The organism is Agrobacterium vacciniicorymbosi, from assembly GCF_040427045.1.
Taxonomy (GTDB): Bacteria; Pseudomonadota; Alphaproteobacteria; order Rhizobiales; family Rhizobiaceae; genus Agrobacterium.
Genome location: NZ_JBETMF010000001.1, coordinates 157,542 through 174,883, shown reverse-complemented (window position 1 = coordinate 174,883; position 17,342 = coordinate 157,542). Strand labels below are relative to the sequence as shown.

The following is a 17,342-nucleotide window of genomic DNA, read 5'->3' as shown; positions in this document are numbered from 1 at the left end:
GGGGAATGGGACGGACGCATCGTCTAACTAAGCGAATTGAGTGACTTCGAGCTTTCGCGTTACGCGCCTCATGTCACGGTCAACGATCAGTCTGTGAACAGGCCCAACGGGCAGCATATAGATGCGACCAAACAGGTTATGGGTGACGACGGAGGATGTCACACTGAGCATCCTGTCTACGACTGAAATGCAGATCATGACGTCAAGGTGTCGATCTCGGGAAGTCAGCACAAGCGCGACGGGTGCGCTGTGTTCGACCAGGAAGAAATCCAGTTTATCTCCAGCGGCGACAGCCTGTTTAGGTTTGCCATAAAATCCGCCTATTCGCTTGACCCCAAACAGTGCTGAAATCGCATCCCTGATACCGAAGGCCAGTCGCATGAGTAAGCTCGGCTCTGCTGTCATGAAGTTCCAGGCCTCCAAAGCAGTGATCGGATTGGATATCTGGATCGACCTGCGATCATAATAGTCCAAATCCGGTAACTGCCGCAAAGTGTGAGCGGATGATGCGCTATCCAAGTCAAGTCCTCTGACGATAATGGTGTCAACGTACCACAGGACAACTCGGATCGGCATAGGCGTAACGCACAACAAAATCGGTTTAACGTCCTGCGTTACTTTTTGCTTGGTGGACACCCCTCCCTCTTGGCAAGCTCTTTCGGCTTGGCATCAAAAAGGATCGTCACGATGGAAAAGACACCTTCGGTACTCAACAGATCAGACTGGAGCGATGGTGAGGATTTTTGGCAGGGAGAGTTCGAAGGACGCACTTTCGGAACGAATGCCTCCGTCATGTTCTACATCGTGAACGAGGTGGGCAAAGGCACGGGACTGCACAAACATCCCTATGATGAAATCTTCATCATGCGAAAAGGCAATGCGCTGTTTACAATCGGAGATCAAGAAATCCGCGCCTCCGCAGGACAGGTCCTGTTTGGACCCGCCAACATCCCTCACAAATATATCAATCTCGGACCCGGTCCGTTGGAAACGACGGATGTCCACGTCACGAATGTTTTCATCCAGGAAAATCTGGACTGATCCCGCCGTTCAATGCGCCGCCGCACCCAAAAACTGCTTCAATTCCGCAGTCTTCGGCGCTGAAAACACCTCTTCCGGAGGGCCGATTTCGTGGACTTTGCCTTCGTGCATGAAGACGACGCGGGAGCAGACGTCTCGGGCGAATTTCATTTCATGGGTGACCATGACGAGTGTCATGCCTTCCGCCGCCAGTTCGCGCACGACGGCCAGTACTTCGGCCACGAGTTCCGGGTCGAGGGCCGAGGTGATTTCGTCGCAAAGAAGCGCTGTCGGCTGCATGGCGAGGGCGCGGGCAATCGCCACACGCTGTTGCTGGCCGCCGGAGAGTTCGTCGGGGTAGGCATCGAATTTATGCGCCAGACCCACGCGTTCCAGCATCTTGCGCGCCAGTGCTTCCGCTTCTGCCTTCGGCGTCTTCTTCACCACCGTTTGCGACAGCATGACATTGCCGCCTACGGTCAGATGCGGGAAGAGATTGAACTGCTGAAAGATCATCCCGACTTTCAGGCGTAGCGCCTTTAGGTGAAGCTCGTCATCCAGAAACTGTGCGCCAGCGACCGAGATCGCGCCGGACGAGATGGTTTCTAGGCCATTGACGCAGCGCAGTAGGGTTGATTTTCCCGAACCGCTCTTGCCGATGATCGCGATGACTTCGCCAGGTTCGATATCAAGATTGATGCCTTTCAGCACCTCGTTCGTGCCGTAGCTCTTGCGGACTTCAGTGATTTCGATGAGCGACATTAAGTTTCCTTTCGAGAATCTGGCTGCTCTTCGATAGCGGCCAGCACAGCGCGAAATAAATGAGGGCAACGAGGCCATAAACGGTGAAGGGCTGGAAGGTAGCGTTGGTGACGACCGTGCCCGCTTTGGATAGCTCCACGAAGCCGATGATCGATGTCACCGCCGTTCCCTTGATGACCTGAACGGCAAAGCCGACGGTCGGCGGAATGGCAACGCGCAGCGCTTGTGGTAGAATGACGTATCGCATCTGCTGCAGCCGCCCCATGCCAAGGCTGGCGGATGCTTCCCATTGCCCCTTGGACACGGCCTCCACACAGCCGCGCCAGATTTCCGTGAGGAAGGCCGCGGCCCAGAGAATGAGCGTAAAACCGGCGGCGAGCCATGCCGGTACATCGATGCCCAGCAGCCCCAGCCCGAAGAAAGCGATAAACAGCTGCATCAGCAGCGGTGTGCCCTGAAACAGCTCGACATAATATTTGGCGAAAACCCGCAGCGACTTCTTTTTCGAAATGCGCATGAATAGCAGCATAAGGCCAACCATCGCGCCGCCGATAAAGGAAACGAGCGATAGCAGCACCGTCCATCGCGCTGCCAGCAGCAGGTTGCGCAGAATATCCCAGGTGGAAAACTCAATCATCGGGAGTTCCTTCTTGGAAAAATGAAGCCGCCGATGACAAGCAATATCTGCCGAAGCAGAATGGCCAGCGCGAGATAGATCACGGTCGAGACCATATAGGCTTCAAAGGCGCGGAATGTGCGGGACTGAATGAAGTTGGCCGCAAAGGTCAAATCCTCCGCCGCAATCTGCGACACCACGGAAGAGCCGAGCATCACGATGACCACCTGTGACGACAGAGCAGGCCAGATGCGTTGCAGCGATGGCACCAGCACCACATGGCGGAACGTTTCAAACCGTGTCATGGCAAGGCTGGCCCCTGCCTCGAATTGCCCCTTCGGCGTTGCCTGAATGCCCGCGCGGATGATTTCGCAGCTATAGGCGCCCAGATTGACGACCATGGCGATATTGGCCGCTGTCAACTCCGTCAGCTGCAAGCCCAGCGATGGAAGGCCGAAGAAGATGAAGAACAGCTGGATCAGAAACGGCGTATTGCGGATCAGCTCCACATAAAGCGCGATGGGTGGACGAAGCCATGTCGGCCCGAGTGCACGTACCCATGCGCAGAAAATGCCGAGTGCAATGCCGAGCACGCCACCAATCGCAATCAGCTGAAGGGTAATCAGCACCCCCTTCACGATCACAGGATAATATTCGAGAAGCCACCCGAATTCGAAAGTGTAATTCACGACGGTTCCTTTCGAAAAAATATAAGGAACCGCGCCCCGCATCACCACGAGGCGCGAATTCTAAACGGTCTTAAATATCCTTCGGCAGGTCTGTCTTCAGCCACTTCTGCGCGATGGCATTCAGGCTGCCATCCGCCTTCGCAGCGGTAATGATGGCATTGACCTTTTCCAGAAGCGCTGGCTGGTCCTTGTTGAGACCGATAAAGCATGGCGAGTTCTTGATGAGGAACTTCAGTTCAGGACGCTTCGGCGGGTTCTTTTCCAGAATGGCAGCGGCAACCACATTGCCTGTTGCGACCGTCTGGACCTGACCGGAAAGAAATGCGGAGATGGTGCCGTTATTGTCTTCGTAGCGCTTGATGGTCGCATCCGCAGGCGCGATCTTCGTCAGCTCCAGATCTTCCACCGCACCGCGCGTGACGCCGATGGTCTTTCCGGAGAGATCTTCCGCCTTTTCGATCTTGACGCTGTCAGGCGCGAAAACGCCGTTGAAGAAAGGCGCATAGGCAACCGAGAAATCGATGACCTTTTCACGATCTGCATTCTTGCCAAGGCTGGAAATGACCAGATCGACCTTGTTGGTCTGGAGGTAGGGAACGCGGTTGGCGCTGGTGACGGGTACCAGTTCTGCCTTCACGCCCAGCTTTTCGGCAATCAGATTGGCCACGTCGATGTCATATCCACGCGGGGCCATATCGGTGCCAACGCTGCCAAAGGGCGGGAAGTCCTGCGGTACGGCAACACGGATGGTGCCGCGAGAGGAAATGTCGCTCAAGGCATCTGCAAAGACAGGTGCCGCGAAGCTGGCGCTTGCGGCAATGGCAATGGCGGCGAAAAATGCACGTCTGTTGAACATCTGAAATCTCCTAGAGAGTTGCGTGGAGTGGAGGGAGTGAAAGGGAATTACGAAGCTCGAAATGGCGGTCTTGCTGCCGCGTCAGGTCCAGGCCGGTCTCGACCTCGTCCAGATGCGTGACGGCAAGTTCAGACGCTTTCAGGAAGTCGCCCGCATCCATCGCTTCGAAGATGCGGCAATGCCCTTCATGCGATTGCGCGGCGTGGAAATCCGACTGGTAGAGCATGGAGATCAAAATCGTGCGGGCCGTGAGATCGCGCAGCAGATCGATGATGATGTCGTTTCCAGCAATTTCGGCAATGCGAATGTGGAAATCACCCATCAGGCATGTCAGCCGCTGCCGGTCGGCAACTGCCATCGCCTGCTTCTCCTCATCAAGATGATCGAGGAGTATCTGCCGACCTGCCGCTGGAAGCACAGTCATGTTGCGCAGCAAACCGCATTCTATGACGCGTCGGGCCCCATACACCTTCACGGCCTCTTCTGCGGAAGGCTCGACCACGAACCAGCCTCGGCGTGGGCTGACCTGAACGACACCGCGCGTCACGAGACGCATCATCGCTTCGCGGATTTTGGTGCGCGACACACCATAGATTTCCGCCAGCTGGTTTTCACCCAGCCGTGTGCCGGGGCGTATGCGTGCAGAAAGAATGCCGGAAACGATGGCCGATTCTATCGCGCTTTGGTCGGTGTCGAATGTATGTCTATCTTGCATACAAGACTGGTAAGCAAGCTGCGTGCCAACCCGTCAGAACACAGAAAATCCAGCGCCACGTGATGCCGCAACGCTGGAGAAATGCACATTTGATAATTTTTTAATCGAAGATCATTTGGCGTGCGATCACAAATTGGGCGATGGCAGCATCAGGCCGGATGGCTCATCGCGCCGCTTTTGCTGCGATAAACCGACAGCAATATTTCCGCACCCACCTCACCGGGCGGGCGTTCCGTTCGCAGGCGCTCCTGCACCAGCGCAAAGCCTTCCAGCATCGTCTGCCGCTGCAGGGAATCGGAAGACAGGCGTTCGGCCCAGCGCAGCATGGAGCCTGCGCGCACGACCTCGTTGAAATATTCAGGCACAACGGCATAGTCGGCAATCAGGTTCGGCAGAGCGCCGGTCCATGTCTTCACACGCCTGCTGAGCATCGTGAAAATCCAGTCGGTCTTGTAGACCGAAACGACGGGCACATTGGCGAGCGCAAGCTCCAGAATGACCGTACCCGATGCGGCGATGGCAGCATCCGCTTCCGCAAAGGCCTGCCATTTGAACGCCGCATCCGTTCCAATCTCGGGGCGGATATGGGCTGGCCATGCGGCAGCAAGTTCACGAATGCGGGCTTCCTGCCTTGGCACGGTGGGAAGCACGAAGCGCGTTGGGCCGTTCCGTTCAACGAAAGAGGCGGCGGCCGTCTGGAACGGCTCCATCAACCGCGTGGTTTCCGTGGAACGCGAGCCGGGCAGCAGCAGGATCGTTCTGGGCTCACCGAGGTGAGGCAAGCCACGCGCGGCGCGCTTTTCACGAACGCCGAGCAAATCCGTATCTACGCTCAGTCGATGTCCGACGAAGGTGGTTGCAGGGCCGCCGAGGCGCTGCATGGCTTCCGGCTCGAACGGCAAGAGTGCCAGAACGTGGTCTACATAGGAAAGCATCGCCGGAGCACGCTTTTCCTTCCAAGCCCATACGCTGGGGCAGACATAATTGATGACAGGCAGGTTGGGCAAAGCCTTACGAACGCGCTTGGCCACGCGATGCGTGAAATCCGGGCTGTCGATGATCAGCAGCACATCTGGCCGTGCGGCAATGATGGCGTTTGCCGTTTCCTTGATCCTTGCCAGCAGCTGCGGAAGCTTTTTCAGAACCTGTGTAAAACCCATGATCGACAGTTCGGAATAATCGAACAGCGAAACCAGACCTTCAGCCGTCAAGGCATCGCCGCCAACGCCGAAGAGTTCGACGCGTCCCGGATATTGCACCTTTAGGGACCGGACCAGATCGGCACCCAGCAGATCGCCGGAAACTTCGCCCGCGATGACGGCCAGTTTGAGAACGCTGTCACTCACATCATCTCTCCCGCAAGGCCGGTATCGATACCACAGACGAACAGTCCCGCCTCATTCGCCGCATCAAGCATCGCGTCACGATCCAGCACAAAGGCCCTGCCCGCTTCCACCGCGATACCGGCAAGCCCGGCCTTGGCCGCATTCTCTACCGTGGATGGACCAATGGTGGGCAGATCCGCCCGGATATCCTGCTGCGGCTTGCACAGTTTGACCAGAACACCTTTTCTGCGGCTGGAGATGCGGCCCTCGGCACGCAACGAGGCCACGCGCGCCAGCATACCATCCGTGCCCTCGACGCCTTCCAGCGCGACGATACGGCCACCGACGGAGACAGAGCCCTGCCCCACATCCAGCGCGCCGAGCGCCAGCGCTGCCTGCGCAGCCTTGGCAATATCCCTGCGGTCTTCGTCGCTCGGCTCGATCTTGCCAAGAGCGCCCGTCGTCGCCAGAAGACCGGGGGCAATCTCATGCGCGCCGATCACCCGCGCGCCTTGCGCTTCGATGAGCCCGATCACCATTTGCAGCACCGTATCATCCCCACCCGACAGCAGCGTGCGGATGATGGACGGCATTTTCGCAATCATTTTGAAATTGGGGCGGATTTCGCGCCATTCTGGCCGACGCGACACGCCGCCGGACAGCACGACGCGGTCGATCCGGTGCGTTGCCAAAAGCTTGCCCAGCGCGGACACGTCACCAACGCTGATGGATACGCTTTCAAACCGCGTCCAGTCCAGATCGGCTTCATCTTTCAGCCGGATGATGAAGGGCGTTTCGCCAGCCTGCTGCGCGGCTTCTGCCACGTAGTAAGGCAAAAAACCGCTACCAGCGATGATGGCCAGACGCCCCGCACCCGGTGCCACGAACTACTTTCCGCGATTGGGCGACGAGATCGCCCGGTCATTTGCCGCTGCAATGAAATCGATGATCTCCAGCGCCTGCGGGCAATCCTGAAACTCTTCGCGAATGGCGGCAGCATTTGCGCGCACGCTGCCTTCGCTTTCGAAAATCTGCTTGTAAGCGCGGCGAACCTTGTGGATTTCCGCACGCTCGATGCCAGCACGCGTCATGCCGACAATGTTGAGCCCGCTCAAAAGACCGGGATTGCCGTTCAGCATGCCATAAGGAATGACATCATAGCTGACGGCAGACAGACCGCCGATAAATGCCTGACGGCCAACGCGGGTGAACTGGTGCACGGCAGAACCGCCCCCCAGAATGGCCCGGTCCTCAATGGTCACATGGCCAGCCAGCATGACATTGTTGGACAGGATGATGTTGTTGCCCAGACGGCAATCATGCGCCACATGCGCGTAAGCCAGGAACAGATTGTTGTTGCCGACGATGGTGGTGCCGCCGTGTTCGACGGTGCCGGTGTTCATCGTCACACCTTCACGGATGGTGCAATTTTCACCGATGACCAAGGTCGTATCGACGGCGCTGTGATGCGCGCTCTGCGAATCGCCACCAATGACGGCGGAAGGCCAGATTGTCGTGCCCTTGCCAACGGTCGTGCAGCCCAGCACAACGACGTGGCTGATCAGCTCAACATTATCATGCAGTGTGACCTTCGGCCCGACATGGCAGAACGGACCGACCACGACGTTTTCACCAATGACAGCACCGTCTTCGATGAAAGACATCGGATGAATTTTGGCCGAAGCCGCAATCTTACTCATTGCTGATCCTCGGGGATCATCATCGCCCCAATATCAGCCTCAGCCACCAGAACGCCATCCACCTTCGCATCACAGTGGAATTTCCAGACATTGCCGCGCTGGCGCTGCTTGACGACGTAGATTTCAAGACGGTCACCCGGCACGACGGGCTTGCGGAACCGCGCATTGTCGATAGTCATGAAATAAACGAGATGGCCGCCGTCACCCTGTTTGCGCGCACAGATAGCGCCCGCCGTCTGTGCCATGGCCTCCACGATGAGAACGCCCGGCATGATGGGGCGATCCGGAAAGTGACCAGTGAAATGCGGCTCGTTGACCGTGACGTTCTTGATACCGGTTGCGGAATTATCGGCATCAATGTCGATGATCTTGTCGATCAGCAAAAATGGATAACGATGCGGCAGCAGCTTCATCACTTCAAGGATGTCGGCCGCGCCAAGCGTCGTCTTTGTCTCTTCAGACATTCTTCTCTCCTGTCTTCTTGTCTCGCTCCTCGGCGCGCGCCAGCAGTTCCGCCATGTCGCGCAGGAAATGTTTCAATGGGCGTGCAGGCACGCCACCATATTTCGCACCTGCCGGCACATCCGCGACAACGCCACTCATCGCCGCAATCTGCGCGCCATCACCAATGGTGATGTGCCCGTTGATGCCGCTTGCGCCGCCAATCATCACACCATCACCAATGCGCGTGCTGCCAGCGATCCCCACCTTGCTAACGATGCCGCAATGGCGACCGATGCGCACGTTGTGGCCGATCTGAACCTGATTGTCGATTTTCGTGCCTTCGCCGATGACAGTGTCATCCATGGTTCCACGGTCAACTGTGGTGTTGGCACCAATCTCGACATTATCCTGAATGATGACACGCCCGATCTGCACGATCTTGATCATGCCGCGCGGTCCCGGCGCATAACCAAAACCATCCTGTCCGATGCGAGCACCGTTGTGGATAATGACGCCATTGCCCAGCAACGCCGAAAGAATGCTCGCTCCACCCGCAATCGTGCAATCGCGCCCAATCTGAACATCCGCGCCGATGATCGCGCCCGGCCCGATTCGGGTACCGGTACCGATATGGACATTGGCCCCGATGACGGCCAAAGGTTCGACCACGACGCCAGCTTCAAGCTTGGCCGATGGATCGATATGCGCTGCAGGAGAAATCCCCTCTGCTTGATCCAGTATCGCAGAAGGCCGCATGGCCGATGCGTGCAGCAAGGCTCCGGCCTGCGCAAAAACGGTATGCGGATTTTTGGCGATCAATGCCGGAATATGCGCTGGCACGAGCTTCCGCAGAGCCTCGTCGCAGATCACCGCTGCGCCTTCGCAGGTCAGCAACTCGTCGCGATTCTTGCGGGAAAGAATGTAGCAAAGCTGATCGTGCTTTGCGCGGTAAACAGGCGCGATAGACCGCACGATGCGATCTCCAGCAGCCTCATCAGACAGTTCCGCCCCAAGACGGTCTGCGATGTCTTTCAATCGCATGCCTTCGTGGGGCGGAAAAAAGGCGTTGTACTCCATCAAACGGATACTCCAGAACGTTCAAACTCGCAGTTCTGGACTGCCGATATCAGAAAGTGTTGGACATGCCAAACCGGAAATTCTGCACTTCGTCGTAGTCTTCCTTCATGAACGGCACTGCGTAGTCTACGCGCAGAGGACCGAACGGCGAAGCCCACATCAGGCCGATACCGGCAGACGCACGGATCGAGCTGTCATCCTGCACAACGTCAGTACCCGAGACCTTGACCTTGTTGCCGTAAAGCGTGCCCGCGTCCACGAAGCCAGCGATGCGGAGACCGAAGTCCTCAGGAACGCCGGGCATAGGTGCAGTGACTTCAGCAGAGGCCGCAAAGTAAGTCGTGCCACCAATTGCGTCGTCACCAATGCGTGGGCCGATACCATCATTTTCGAAGCCACGGATTACGCGACCACCGATCTTGAACTGGTCGAACACGAGCAGGTTGTCACCTGTTGGCGCTACATAACCGGCCTGACCGGTAATCGAGCCGATGATGTCGTATTCGTCAGACAGCGTGTGGTAATAACGAGCCTTGGCGTAAATCTTGTAGTATTCGGAGTCGCCACCAAGACCAGCAAATTCGTTGGTCAACGCACCCTGCCAGCCTTCGCGTGGCATGTTGCGGTCATCAAGGCTGTTATAGGCGAGCGTGTTCGAGATGATCGACTGCGTCCAATCTCCACCAGCAATCAAATCACGATAAGGAGACGCCAAGTTAGCTGGATTGGTCCAATCGCCCTTACCGTCATAGTTGATCTGCTTGTACGTGTACTTGAACGTTGTCGCGAGATTTTCCGTGATCGGCGCAGTCACGCGGAGCGCGAAGCCCTGCTCGTCGTAATCATAGTAATCTTCGCTCGAGCTCTGGCTCTTGAACAGGTCGAAGCCAGCTGCAAGGCGGTAGCCGAGGAAGTAAGGCTCCGTGAAGGACAGGTTGTAGCTACGCGCATCATCCTGACCGGCACCAGCAGCAATACGGATGTACTGGCCGCGACCGAGGAAGTTCTTTTCTTCGATAGAGGCTTCAAGAAGCGCACCGTCGTTCTGCGAGTAACCAGCACCGATACCGAACGAACCGGTTGCCTGATCTTCAACATCAACCACGATCACGACGCGGTCCGGGGCGCTGCCCTGCGACGTGCCGATATTGACCTTGGAGAAGTAGCCCAGAGCCTCAAGACGACGCTTTGCAGCGGTGATGATCGTCTGGTTGAAGGCGTCGCCTTCGCTGATGTCGAACTCACGACGAATGACATAGTCACGCGTGCGGGTGTTGCCGCGGATTTCGATACGCTCGACGTAAGCGCGCTCACCCTGATCAACGATGTAGGTCACACCGATGGTGTTGCCGTTCATGTCGCGGTCGCCACGGGGCGTCACGCGGGCAAAAGGATAACCTTCGGCAGAAACGCGCTTGGAAATGGCTTCCATGCTCTGCTGAACTTCCTTGGCGCTATAGTTCGAGCCTGGACGTGTGTCCACCAGACCCTGCAACTCGGAACCGTCGACGCCAGGAACAGTCGACTCGACGGCGACGTTACCGAATGCGTAACGCTGACCTTCATCGACCGTGATGGTGATGGTGTATTCGTTCGTTGACTCATCGAGAACCGCGTTCGAACCCGTCACGCGGAAGTCGGCATAACCACGGTTGTAGTAGAACTGGCGCAGCGCTTCTTCATCAGCGCGCAGCTTGTCCTCATTGTAGACATCCTTGCGTGTCAGGAACGACAGCATGTTGGATTTCTTGGTGTTGATAACCGCAGCCAGACGACCGTCGCTATAGGCATTGTTGCCGACGAAATCGATGCGGGCGATCTTCGTGCGCTCACCTTCATTGATGACGAAAGCAAGGTTTACGCGGCCCTGACCGACGGAAACGACCTGCGTCGTGACCTGAACGTCGCTGCGACCGATGGCAGCATAGGCTTCCTTGATGCGGGCGATATCGGCTGTGACCAGCGTCTGATCATATGGGCCGAGAGACTGGGTCTGAACGATGCCCTGAAGCTTGTCGTCCTTGATCTTGCGGTTGCCGTTGAACACGACCTGGTTGACGAGGTTGTTTTCACGAACCGTCACGACCAATGTGCTGCCGGAAACGCTCATGCTGACATTGGAAAAGTAGCCTGTCGCATAAAGACGCTTGACCGATTCATCGATGTCGGCGTTGGAAAAGTTCCGGCCTGGAGCAATCGTGATGTTGGAACGCACGGCATCTGCACCAGAGCGCTCAGCGCCCCGAACATCGATCCTGCTGATCACTGCCGCATATGCAACACTAGAAGAAGCAAGCACTCCCAGAGCTGCAACCGAAGAAACACCAGCAGACAGCGCAACCGCCGACACCGCGTTCAAAAATCTTGAACCAGCCTTCATTTTCAATTCTTACCTTTTCCCGTTGTCCCTCAGCGGGCAGAACCCGACTCCGGCCATCTGCGTCGTTTTACCTGCTTTTCCTCTACAAGCAAGCCCGACCGTTAATTTCTGTTTACTTCGCAAGCAACCGTGGCTCAATCGCCACTTTGGCTTCAAAACAAGGTAAACACCCTCTTAAAAAATCAGCTCTAAAGCGCCTTTTAGCCGATCAAGCTGCTGATATCATTCCATGTGGCAAATACCATCAAACTGAAAATCATCGCAAGACCGATACGGAAAGCAACCTCTTGCGCGCCCGAACCCAGTGGCCTGCCCCGCACAGCCTCGATGGCATAAAACACCAGATGCCCGCCATCCAGAATCGGCACAGGCATGAGATTGAGAAGGCCAATCGAAACGGAAAGCAAGGCCGCAAGCTGAATAAGGGCTGCAAAACCGAGCGTTGCCATCTGACCTGATGCCTGCGCGACACGCACGGGACCACCCAACTGATCCGCATTCATGCGACCGGTAACGAGATTGCCGATGTAAGCAAAGGTACCAGTCACGACATGGCCGGTCTCCCGCACGCCTTCCACCAGCGCTTCAGCCGGAGAATACGTAACGTGGCGGAAATTACCGCGGGCCTGATCGGTAACGATGCCGATGATTCCCAGCTCCATCTTGTTGCCGAACTGGTCTGTGGTTTCCGTACGCGTCGGCACCATGGGCAGCGCAAGCTCCTGGCCATTGCGCTCGACGGTCACCGTGATCGGCGTGCCGGGACGCACGGCCACGTAGCGGCGCACATCTTCGAATGTCTTGACGTTCTCGCCATCGATGGCGACCAGACGGTCTCCCGGCAGAACACCGGCGGTCTGTGCAGCACTGCTCTCACGCACTTCTGACACGATGGGGTCGGAGATCATGCGCCCGTAGATCGTGAACAGCGCCGCAAAAATCAGAATGGCCAGCAGGAAGTTGGCGATCGGGCCGGCGGCGACGGTGGCTGCTCTTTTCCACAGCTTTGCGCCTGCAAGCGTCTGCGCCCGCTCCTCCAGCGACAAACCGGCAAGGCCTTCGCTGTCTGGCTTGCTGGACACATCATCGTCACCGAAGAACTTCACATATCCGCCAAGCGGGATGGCCGAAAGCTTCCAGCGGGTGCCGCGTTTATCGGTGAAGCCAATGAGTTCCGGTCCAAAACCGACGGAAAAAGCTGTGGATCGAATACCGCACCAGCGTCCGACGAGGTAATGACCCATCTCATGTACGAAAACGAGGAGGGAAAGAACGAGAACGAACGGCACCATATAACCGGTCAAGAAACCAACCGTTGCCGTTACCATATCCATGTCTTCCCAGCCTTTCGCTTGAGTGCCTGTTCCACGCGCTCGTCAGAACCCCGGCACGATGCCGCCGTCCGACCCTGGCACATCACCGGTTATCGCCGCGTGAACGACAGCAATGAGGAATACGGTAAAGCAGGCAAAAACAAGACCGTCAACCCGGTCCATGAAGCCGCCATGACCGGGAATGAGATTGCTGGAATCTTTTACCTTGAAGCGGCGCTTGATGAAGGATTCGAACAGATCGCCGATCTGGCTGAAAACGGAGAGAACCAGCGCCAGTCCCACAATCACGAAACTGATACGTCCGTGATAGATCGCAGCCACCGCAGCACCCGCAATCACGCCGGAAACCGTGCCGCCAATCGCACCCGACCAAGTCTTGCCCGGAGAGATGGATGGCGCAAGCTTTGGCCCACCGATGGCACGACCGACGAAGTAAGCCAAAATATCCGTGGCCCAGACGATGGCGAAGACGAAAATCATGGCGGCAAAGCCCGTCAGCTCTTCACCTCTGATGGCGGCCAGCGAAATGCCGCTCAAGCCTGCATAGACGATGCCGCCGACCAGCCACCAGTTCTTGCCGCGAAGCACCGGAAACAGAGCCGCCGTCAAAGCAAAGCCAGACAACAGAGGCAGGTCGAGCGAGGATTCGCCGAAAATCGTATTGCCGCTCATCACAGCGACGGCAAACCAGCCCCAGGCATAGCCGGTGGGATTGGCATCGGACAGCTTGGTGATGGTGCTCCACTCGTAATAAATGAGCAGCGCCAGAAGTCCGGCCACGACGCGGAACATCATTCCGCCGTACCATGTGGCGGTCAGAATAACGGCGGCAAGGACGATGGCGGAAATGATCCGAAGCTTCAACTCGCGGTTCATCAGGTGCCCGCCAGAGCGACTTGACCCGACAGGCCACCAAACCTGCGGTCGCGCGTCATGTACTGGTCAATGGCAGAGAAGAACGTCTTGCGGTCGAAATCGGGCCAGTAATCGGGAATGAACAGAAATTCCGAATAGGCCGCCTGCCACAGCAGGAAGTTGGAAAGCCGCTCCTCCCCGCTGGTACGGATGATGAGGTCCGGATCCGGCATTCCGGCCGTGTCCAGCCGTGCGGTAATGGCATCGGGATCTATCTGTGAAGCGTCGATCTTGCCTTCCGCCACATCTCTTGCGAGCGAGGCAGCGGCACGGGCGATTTCATCGCGCGATCCGTAATTGAAGGCGATGACAAGCGTCAGCGCCGTATTGTCACGGGTCATCTGCTCGGCTTCGGTCAGCAAGGCCTTGATGTCCTCGTTCAGGCCTTCACGGTCACCGATCACCTTCACCCGCACATTTTCCTTGTGCAGGTCCGCCAGATCGCGGCGGATGAAGGCCTTGAGAAGCCCGAGCAGATCGCTCACCTCCGCTTCCGGCCTGCGCCAGTTTTCAGAGGAAAACGCAAAAAGCGTGAGGTATTTCAGGCCGCATTCACCGGCGGCACGCACGGTTTCGCGCACGGCTTCAACGCCGCGGCGATGGCCCATGATGCGCGGAAGCCCGCGCTGCTTTGCCCAGCGCCCGTTACCATCCATAATGATGGCAACATGCTCAGGTAGTGAGGAACGTGTAATGTCCGACATCTCGATCCAGTTTAAGCAGCGCGGAATTAAAAAGAGAAAACTTACAGTAGCCTTGCGGCTATTTACACCTGCATGATTTCCTTTTCCTTCTCCGCAAGCAAGCGATCAATATCCGAAATCGTGTCATCCGTCATTCTCTGAACCTTGTCGGACTGTGCACGGCTTTCATCCTGACCGATGTCACCATCCTTTTCGGCTTTTTTCAGACCGTCCATACCGTCACGGCGAACGTGACGAATGGCAACCTTTGCTTTTTCCGAATATTCATGAGCGACCTTGACGAGCGATTTGCGGCGCTCTTCGTTCAGCTCAGGCAGCGGAATGCGCAGGTTCTGACCGTCAACGATCGGGTTGAGGCCGAGGTTGGATTCGCGGATCGCGCGGTCCACAGCACCGACCATTGACTTGTCCCAAATGTTCACACCCAGCATACGTGCTTCTGGCACGGTGATGTTGGCGACCTGCGACAATGGTACGCGCGAGCCATAGGCGTCAACGGTCACCGGGTCGAGAATGTTGGCAGACGCACGGCCTGTGCGCAGCGATGCGATATCGCTTTTGAATGCATTGATCGCGCCATCCATGCGGCGCTTGATATCGTTGAGGTCAATACCACTCATTTTCATACTCCATCAGTTCTGGCCTAACAGGCCTCATTTCACAGCGTGGAATCAACGCCCGGTCAATTATGTGTCGTGCACGATGGTCTTGCGGCCACCGCCCGTTAATATTTGAGCAAAACCACCCTTTTCGTGGATCGAGAAAACGATGATCGGAATGTGGTTTTCACGCGCCAGCGCAACGGCGGCAACGTCCATGACGGCCAGTCCCTTGCCCAGCACTTCCGAATGGGTCAGCTCGTCGAAACGGGTTGCCGTCGGGTCCTTCTTCGGGTCGGCGGAATAGATACCATCCACCTGCGTACCCTTGAAGATCGCCTCTGCGCCCATTTCGGCAGCGCGCAGGGCAGCAGCGGAATCGGTGGTGAAGAAGGGGTTGCCGGTGCCACCAGCGAAGATCACGACGCGGCCCTGCGACAGGTGGTGAACGGCGGCGCGCTGTGAAAAGCTCTCGCAAATCTCGGGCATGGCAATGGCGGACAGAACAACCGTATCGATGCTCAGCTTGCGCAGCGACGTCGCCAGCGCCAGCGCATTGATGACCGTTCCCAGCATGCCCATGTGGTCGCCGGTCACGCGGTCGCCGCCCTTGGAGGCAACAGCCACGCCGCGGAAGATGTTTCCGCCGCCAACGACGACACCCACTTCGACGCCCATGGCTCTCGCCTCGGCAATGTCAGACGCAATACGGTCTGCGACGGCAACGTCGATCCCGAAACCCTGATTGCCCATGAGGGCTTCGCCCGACGCCTTGAGAAGAACACGTTTATAAAGCGGCTTGGAAGACATCATGACTCCTTAAAGCATGTCACGCAAAGTTACGCAGCGCATTTGCAATGACGCCATGCGAAAACTAGAGAAAAACCGCAAGCCCGACGAATCCTGGAGATCGCCGCGCAGTACGGGATATTACCGGAACGCGGATACACGAAGGGCACCGCGTTGTCACGCGATGCCCCGTAGTTTTCCCATATTAGAGCGCCGTGCGTCCTTTTCGGACGCACAAAAGGACGCTCTAACACTCTGAATCTACGCATCGCGCTTTACAAAAATCGATTTCGATTTTTGCGCCGATGCCCCAGGGTGAAGAGATCAGCCCTTGGCGACCGCAGCAACTTCAGCAGCGAAGTCGCTTTCTTCCTTTTCGATGCCTTCGCCGAGCAGCAGGCGAGCCATGCCGACGACTTCGATCTTGGCACCGGCTTCCTTTTCGGCTTCCTTGACAGCGTCGCCAACCGTAATGTCAGGGTTGATGACGAATGCCTGAGAAAGAAGAGCAACTTCTTCGAAGAACTTGCGCATACGACCGTCAACCATCTTTTCGATAATGGCTTCTGGCTTGCCGGATTCGCGAGCCTGTTCGATGAATACGTTACGCTCACGCTCAGCAACAGTGGCGTCAACTTCTTCAGCGCGGATGGCGAGCGGGTTGGTCGCAGCAATGTGCATGGCAACCTGACGGCCGATGGATGTCAGAACAGCCTTGTCGCCTTCGGACTTCAGCGCAACGAGAACGCCAAGCTTGCCGATGCCGTCGCCAGCAGCGTTGTGAACGTAGGTCGCAACAACGCCGTGCTCGACTTCGAGCAGGGCTGCGCGGCGCAGCGTCATGTTTTCGCCGATAGTGCCAATCGCGTCCTTAATGGTGTCGGAAACAGACTTGCCGGTGGCTGGGTAAGTTGCAGCAGCAATAGCGTCAACAGAACCGTCAGTCGTCAGGGCAACCGAAGCTACGCCACGAACGATATCCTGGAAGGCATCATTGCGAGCAACGAAGTCGGTTTCGGAGTTCACTTCAACGACGACAGCCTTGTGACCGGCAGAAGCGATACCAACGAGACCTTCGGCAGCCGTGCGGCCAGACTTCTTGTCAGCTTTGGAGATGCCCTTGGCGCGCAACCAGTCGATTGCAGCTTCCATGTCGCCGGCTGTCTCAGTCAACGCCTTTTTGCAATCCATCATGCCTGCGCCAGACTTCTCGCGCAGTTCCTTTACCATTGCGGCTGTGATTTCGCTCATTGTGTGCCTCTTGTCGGTTCGTCGGTCACGGCGCGATGCGGCCCGACCGAAATCGGATTTTGGGAACGAATGTACCCGGAACTGTGACAGGCTGATGAAACAGCCGCCACGAAGTTTCAAAATCGCGCCCAAGCTCTGCGGGAGTGCGCGATGTAAACAAACAAGG

General features: G+C 57.1%; 19 protein-coding genes. 1 reads left to right on the top strand and 18 read right to left on the bottom strand.

Annotated elements, in window-relative coordinates; genetic code table 11:
• Window positions 1–27: 27 nt before the first annotated feature.
• Window positions 28–636 (bottom strand): DUF2867 domain-containing protein, encoded by a 609-nt coding sequence (locus ABUK73_RS00970; protein WP_353575664.1) that lies wholly within the window; start codon window positions 634–636, stop codon window positions 28–30.
• Between the two features lie 51 nt (window positions 637–687).
• Here ABUK73_RS00970 and ABUK73_RS00965 point away from each other — a divergent pair, with 51 nt between their 5' ends.
• Window positions 688–1,041 (top strand): cupin domain-containing protein, encoded by a 354-nt coding sequence (locus tag ABUK73_RS00965; protein WP_353575663.1) that lies wholly within the window; start codon window positions 688–690, stop codon window positions 1,039–1,041.
• 9 nt (window positions 1,042–1,050) lie between these two features.
• Here the strand turns inward: ABUK73_RS00965 and ABUK73_RS00960 are convergent, their stop codons facing one another.
• From ABUK73_RS00960 to tsf, 17 genes are all read right to left on the bottom strand, one after another.
• On the bottom strand, window positions 1,051–1,782 hold the full coding sequence (locus ABUK73_RS00960; protein ID WP_353575662.1) for an amino acid ABC transporter ATP-binding protein: 732 nt from the start codon (window positions 1,780–1,782) through the stop codon (window positions 1,051–1,053).
• Window positions 1,760–2,419: an amino acid ABC transporter permease gene (locus ABUK73_RS00955; protein WP_353575661.1), complete on the bottom strand. Its 660-nt coding sequence runs from the start codon at window positions 2,417–2,419 to the stop codon at window positions 1,760–1,762. The genes ABUK73_RS00960 and ABUK73_RS00955 overlap by 23 nt, the downstream gene beginning before the upstream one ends.
• Window positions 2,416–3,087, bottom strand: coding sequence for an amino acid ABC transporter permease (locus ABUK73_RS00950; RefSeq protein WP_353575660.1), 672 nt, complete (start codon window positions 3,085–3,087; stop codon window positions 2,416–2,418). Before ABUK73_RS00950 ends, ABUK73_RS00955 begins: the two co-directional genes overlap by 4 nt.
• Window positions 3,088–3,157: 70 nt before the next feature.
• Window positions 3,158–3,943 (bottom strand): transporter substrate-binding domain-containing protein, encoded by a 786-nt coding sequence (locus ABUK73_RS00945; RefSeq protein WP_353575659.1) that lies wholly within the window; start codon window positions 3,941–3,943, stop codon window positions 3,158–3,160.
• 10 nt (window positions 3,944–3,953) lie between these two features.
• A complete protein-coding gene (locus tag ABUK73_RS00940) occupies window positions 3,954–4,658 on the bottom strand; it encodes a GntR family transcriptional regulator (RefSeq protein WP_353575658.1) in 705 nt (234 codons plus the stop codon).
• Window positions 4,659–4,807: 149 nt separating this feature from the next.
• On the bottom strand, window positions 4,808–6,004 hold the full coding sequence (gene lpxB / locus ABUK73_RS00935; RefSeq protein ID WP_353575657.1) for a lipid-A-disaccharide synthase: 1,197 nt from the start codon (window positions 6,002–6,004) through the stop codon (window positions 4,808–4,810).
• Window positions 6,001–6,867, bottom strand: a complete 867-nt coding sequence (locus tag ABUK73_RS00930; protein ID WP_353575656.1) for an LpxI family protein — start codon at window positions 6,865–6,867, stop codon at window positions 6,001–6,003. Before ABUK73_RS00930 ends, lpxB begins: the two co-directional genes overlap by 4 nt.
• 3 nt (window positions 6,868–6,870) lie before the next feature.
• On the bottom strand, window positions 6,871–7,683 hold the full coding sequence (lpxA, locus tag ABUK73_RS00925) for an acyl-ACP--UDP-N-acetylglucosamine O-acyltransferase (protein ID WP_353575655.1): 813 nt from the start codon (window positions 7,681–7,683) through the stop codon (window positions 6,871–6,873).
• Window positions 7,680–8,147, bottom strand: coding sequence for a 3-hydroxyacyl-ACP dehydratase FabZ (fabZ, locus tag ABUK73_RS00920; RefSeq protein ID WP_045230517.1), 468 nt, complete (start codon window positions 8,145–8,147; stop codon window positions 7,680–7,682). Before fabZ ends, lpxA begins: the two co-directional genes overlap by 4 nt.
• A complete protein-coding gene (gene lpxD, locus ABUK73_RS00915; protein ID WP_353575988.1) occupies window positions 8,140–9,204 on the bottom strand; it encodes a UDP-3-O-(3-hydroxymyristoyl)glucosamine N-acyltransferase in 1,065 nt (354 codons plus the stop codon). The genes fabZ and lpxD overlap by 8 nt, the downstream gene beginning before the upstream one ends.
• Window positions 9,205–9,253: 49 nt before the next feature.
• Window positions 9,254–11,584 carry an outer membrane protein assembly factor BamA gene (gene bamA, locus ABUK73_RS00910; RefSeq protein ID WP_454892302.1) on the bottom strand — a complete coding sequence of 777 codons (2,331 nt, stop codon included), beginning with the start codon at window positions 11,582–11,584 and terminating at the stop codon, window positions 9,254–9,256.
• A gap of 200 nt (window positions 11,585–11,784) precedes the next feature.
• On the bottom strand, window positions 11,785–12,918 hold the full coding sequence (gene rseP, locus ABUK73_RS00900) for an RIP metalloprotease RseP (protein ID WP_353575654.1): 1,134 nt from the start codon (window positions 12,916–12,918) through the stop codon (window positions 11,785–11,787).
• Window positions 12,919–12,960: 42 nt separating this feature from the next.
• Window positions 12,961–13,794 (bottom strand): phosphatidate cytidylyltransferase, encoded by an 834-nt coding sequence (locus tag ABUK73_RS00895; RefSeq protein ID WP_353575653.1) that lies wholly within the window; start codon window positions 13,792–13,794, stop codon window positions 12,961–12,963.
• Window positions 13,794–14,537 (bottom strand): isoprenyl transferase, encoded by a 744-nt coding sequence (locus ABUK73_RS00890; RefSeq protein WP_113088047.1) that lies wholly within the window; start codon window positions 14,535–14,537, stop codon window positions 13,794–13,796. The genes ABUK73_RS00895 and ABUK73_RS00890 overlap by 1 nt, the downstream gene beginning before the upstream one ends.
• Window positions 14,538–14,599: 62 nt before the next feature.
• Window positions 14,600–15,157, bottom strand: a complete 558-nt coding sequence (gene frr, locus ABUK73_RS00885; RefSeq protein ID WP_353575652.1) for a ribosome recycling factor — start codon at window positions 15,155–15,157, stop codon at window positions 14,600–14,602.
• Window positions 15,158–15,223: 66 nt separating this feature from the next.
• On the bottom strand, window positions 15,224–15,946 hold the full coding sequence (pyrH, locus tag ABUK73_RS00880; RefSeq protein ID WP_113088341.1) for a UMP kinase: 723 nt from the start codon (window positions 15,944–15,946) through the stop codon (window positions 15,224–15,226).
• A gap of 303 nt (window positions 15,947–16,249) precedes the next feature.
• Complete coding sequence (tsf, locus tag ABUK73_RS00875) at window positions 16,250–17,176, bottom strand: translation elongation factor Ts (RefSeq protein ID WP_113088046.1); 927 nt, start codon at window positions 17,174–17,176, stop codon at window positions 16,250–16,252.
• Window positions 17,177–17,342: the final 166 nt, after the last annotated feature.

Bases quoted from the DNA above. Each gene is read 5' to 3' on its own strand.
- ABUK73_RS00965 (WP_353575663.1), top strand. From the start codon at position 688: ATGGAAAAGACACCTTCGGTACTCAACAGATCAGACTGGAGCGATGGT.
- ABUK73_RS00960 (WP_353575662.1), bottom strand. From the start codon at position 1,782: ATGTCGCTCATCGAAATCACTGAAGTCCGCAAGAGCTACGGCACGAAC.
- ABUK73_RS00955 (WP_353575661.1), bottom strand. From the start codon at position 2,419: ATGATTGAGTTTTCCACCTGGGATATTCTGCGCAACCTGCTGCTGGCA.
- ABUK73_RS00945 (WP_353575659.1), bottom strand. From the start codon at position 3,943: ATGTTCAACAGACGTGCATTTTTCGCCGCCATTGCCATTGCCGCAAGC.
- ABUK73_RS00940 (WP_353575658.1), bottom strand. From the start codon at position 4,658: ATGCAAGATAGACATACATTCGACACCGACCAAAGCGCGATAGAATCG.
- lpxA (WP_353575655.1), bottom strand. From the start codon at position 7,683: ATGAGTAAGATTGCGGCTTCGGCCAAAATTCATCCGATGTCTTTCATC.
- fabZ (WP_045230517.1), bottom strand. From the start codon at position 8,147: ATGTCTGAAGAGACAAAGACGACGCTTGGCGCGGCCGACATCCTTGAA.
- lpxD (WP_353575988.1), bottom strand. From the start codon at position 9,204: ATGGAGTACAACGCCTTTTTTCCGCCCCACGAAGGCATGCGATTGAAA.
- bamA (WP_454892302.1), bottom strand. From the start codon at position 11,584: ATGAAGGCTGGTTCAAGATTTTTGAACGCGGTGTCGGCGGTTGCGCTG.
- rseP (WP_353575654.1), bottom strand. From the start codon at position 12,918: ATGGATATGGTAACGGCAACGGTTGGTTTCTTGACCGGTTATATGGTG.
- ABUK73_RS00895 (WP_353575653.1), bottom strand. From the start codon at position 13,794: ATGAACCGCGAGTTGAAGCTTCGGATCATTTCCGCCATCGTCCTTGCC.
- ABUK73_RS00890 (WP_113088047.1), bottom strand. From the start codon at position 14,537: ATGTCGGACATTACACGTTCCTCACTACCTGAGCATGTTGCCATCATT.
- frr (WP_353575652.1), bottom strand. From the start codon at position 15,157: ATGAGTGGTATTGACCTCAACGATATCAAGCGCCGCATGGATGGCGCG.
- pyrH (WP_113088341.1), bottom strand. From the start codon at position 15,946: ATGTCTTCCAAGCCGCTTTATAAACGTGTTCTTCTCAAGGCGTCGGGC.
- tsf (WP_113088046.1), bottom strand. From the start codon at position 17,176: ATGAGCGAAATCACAGCCGCAATGGTAAAGGAACTGCGCGAGAAGTCT.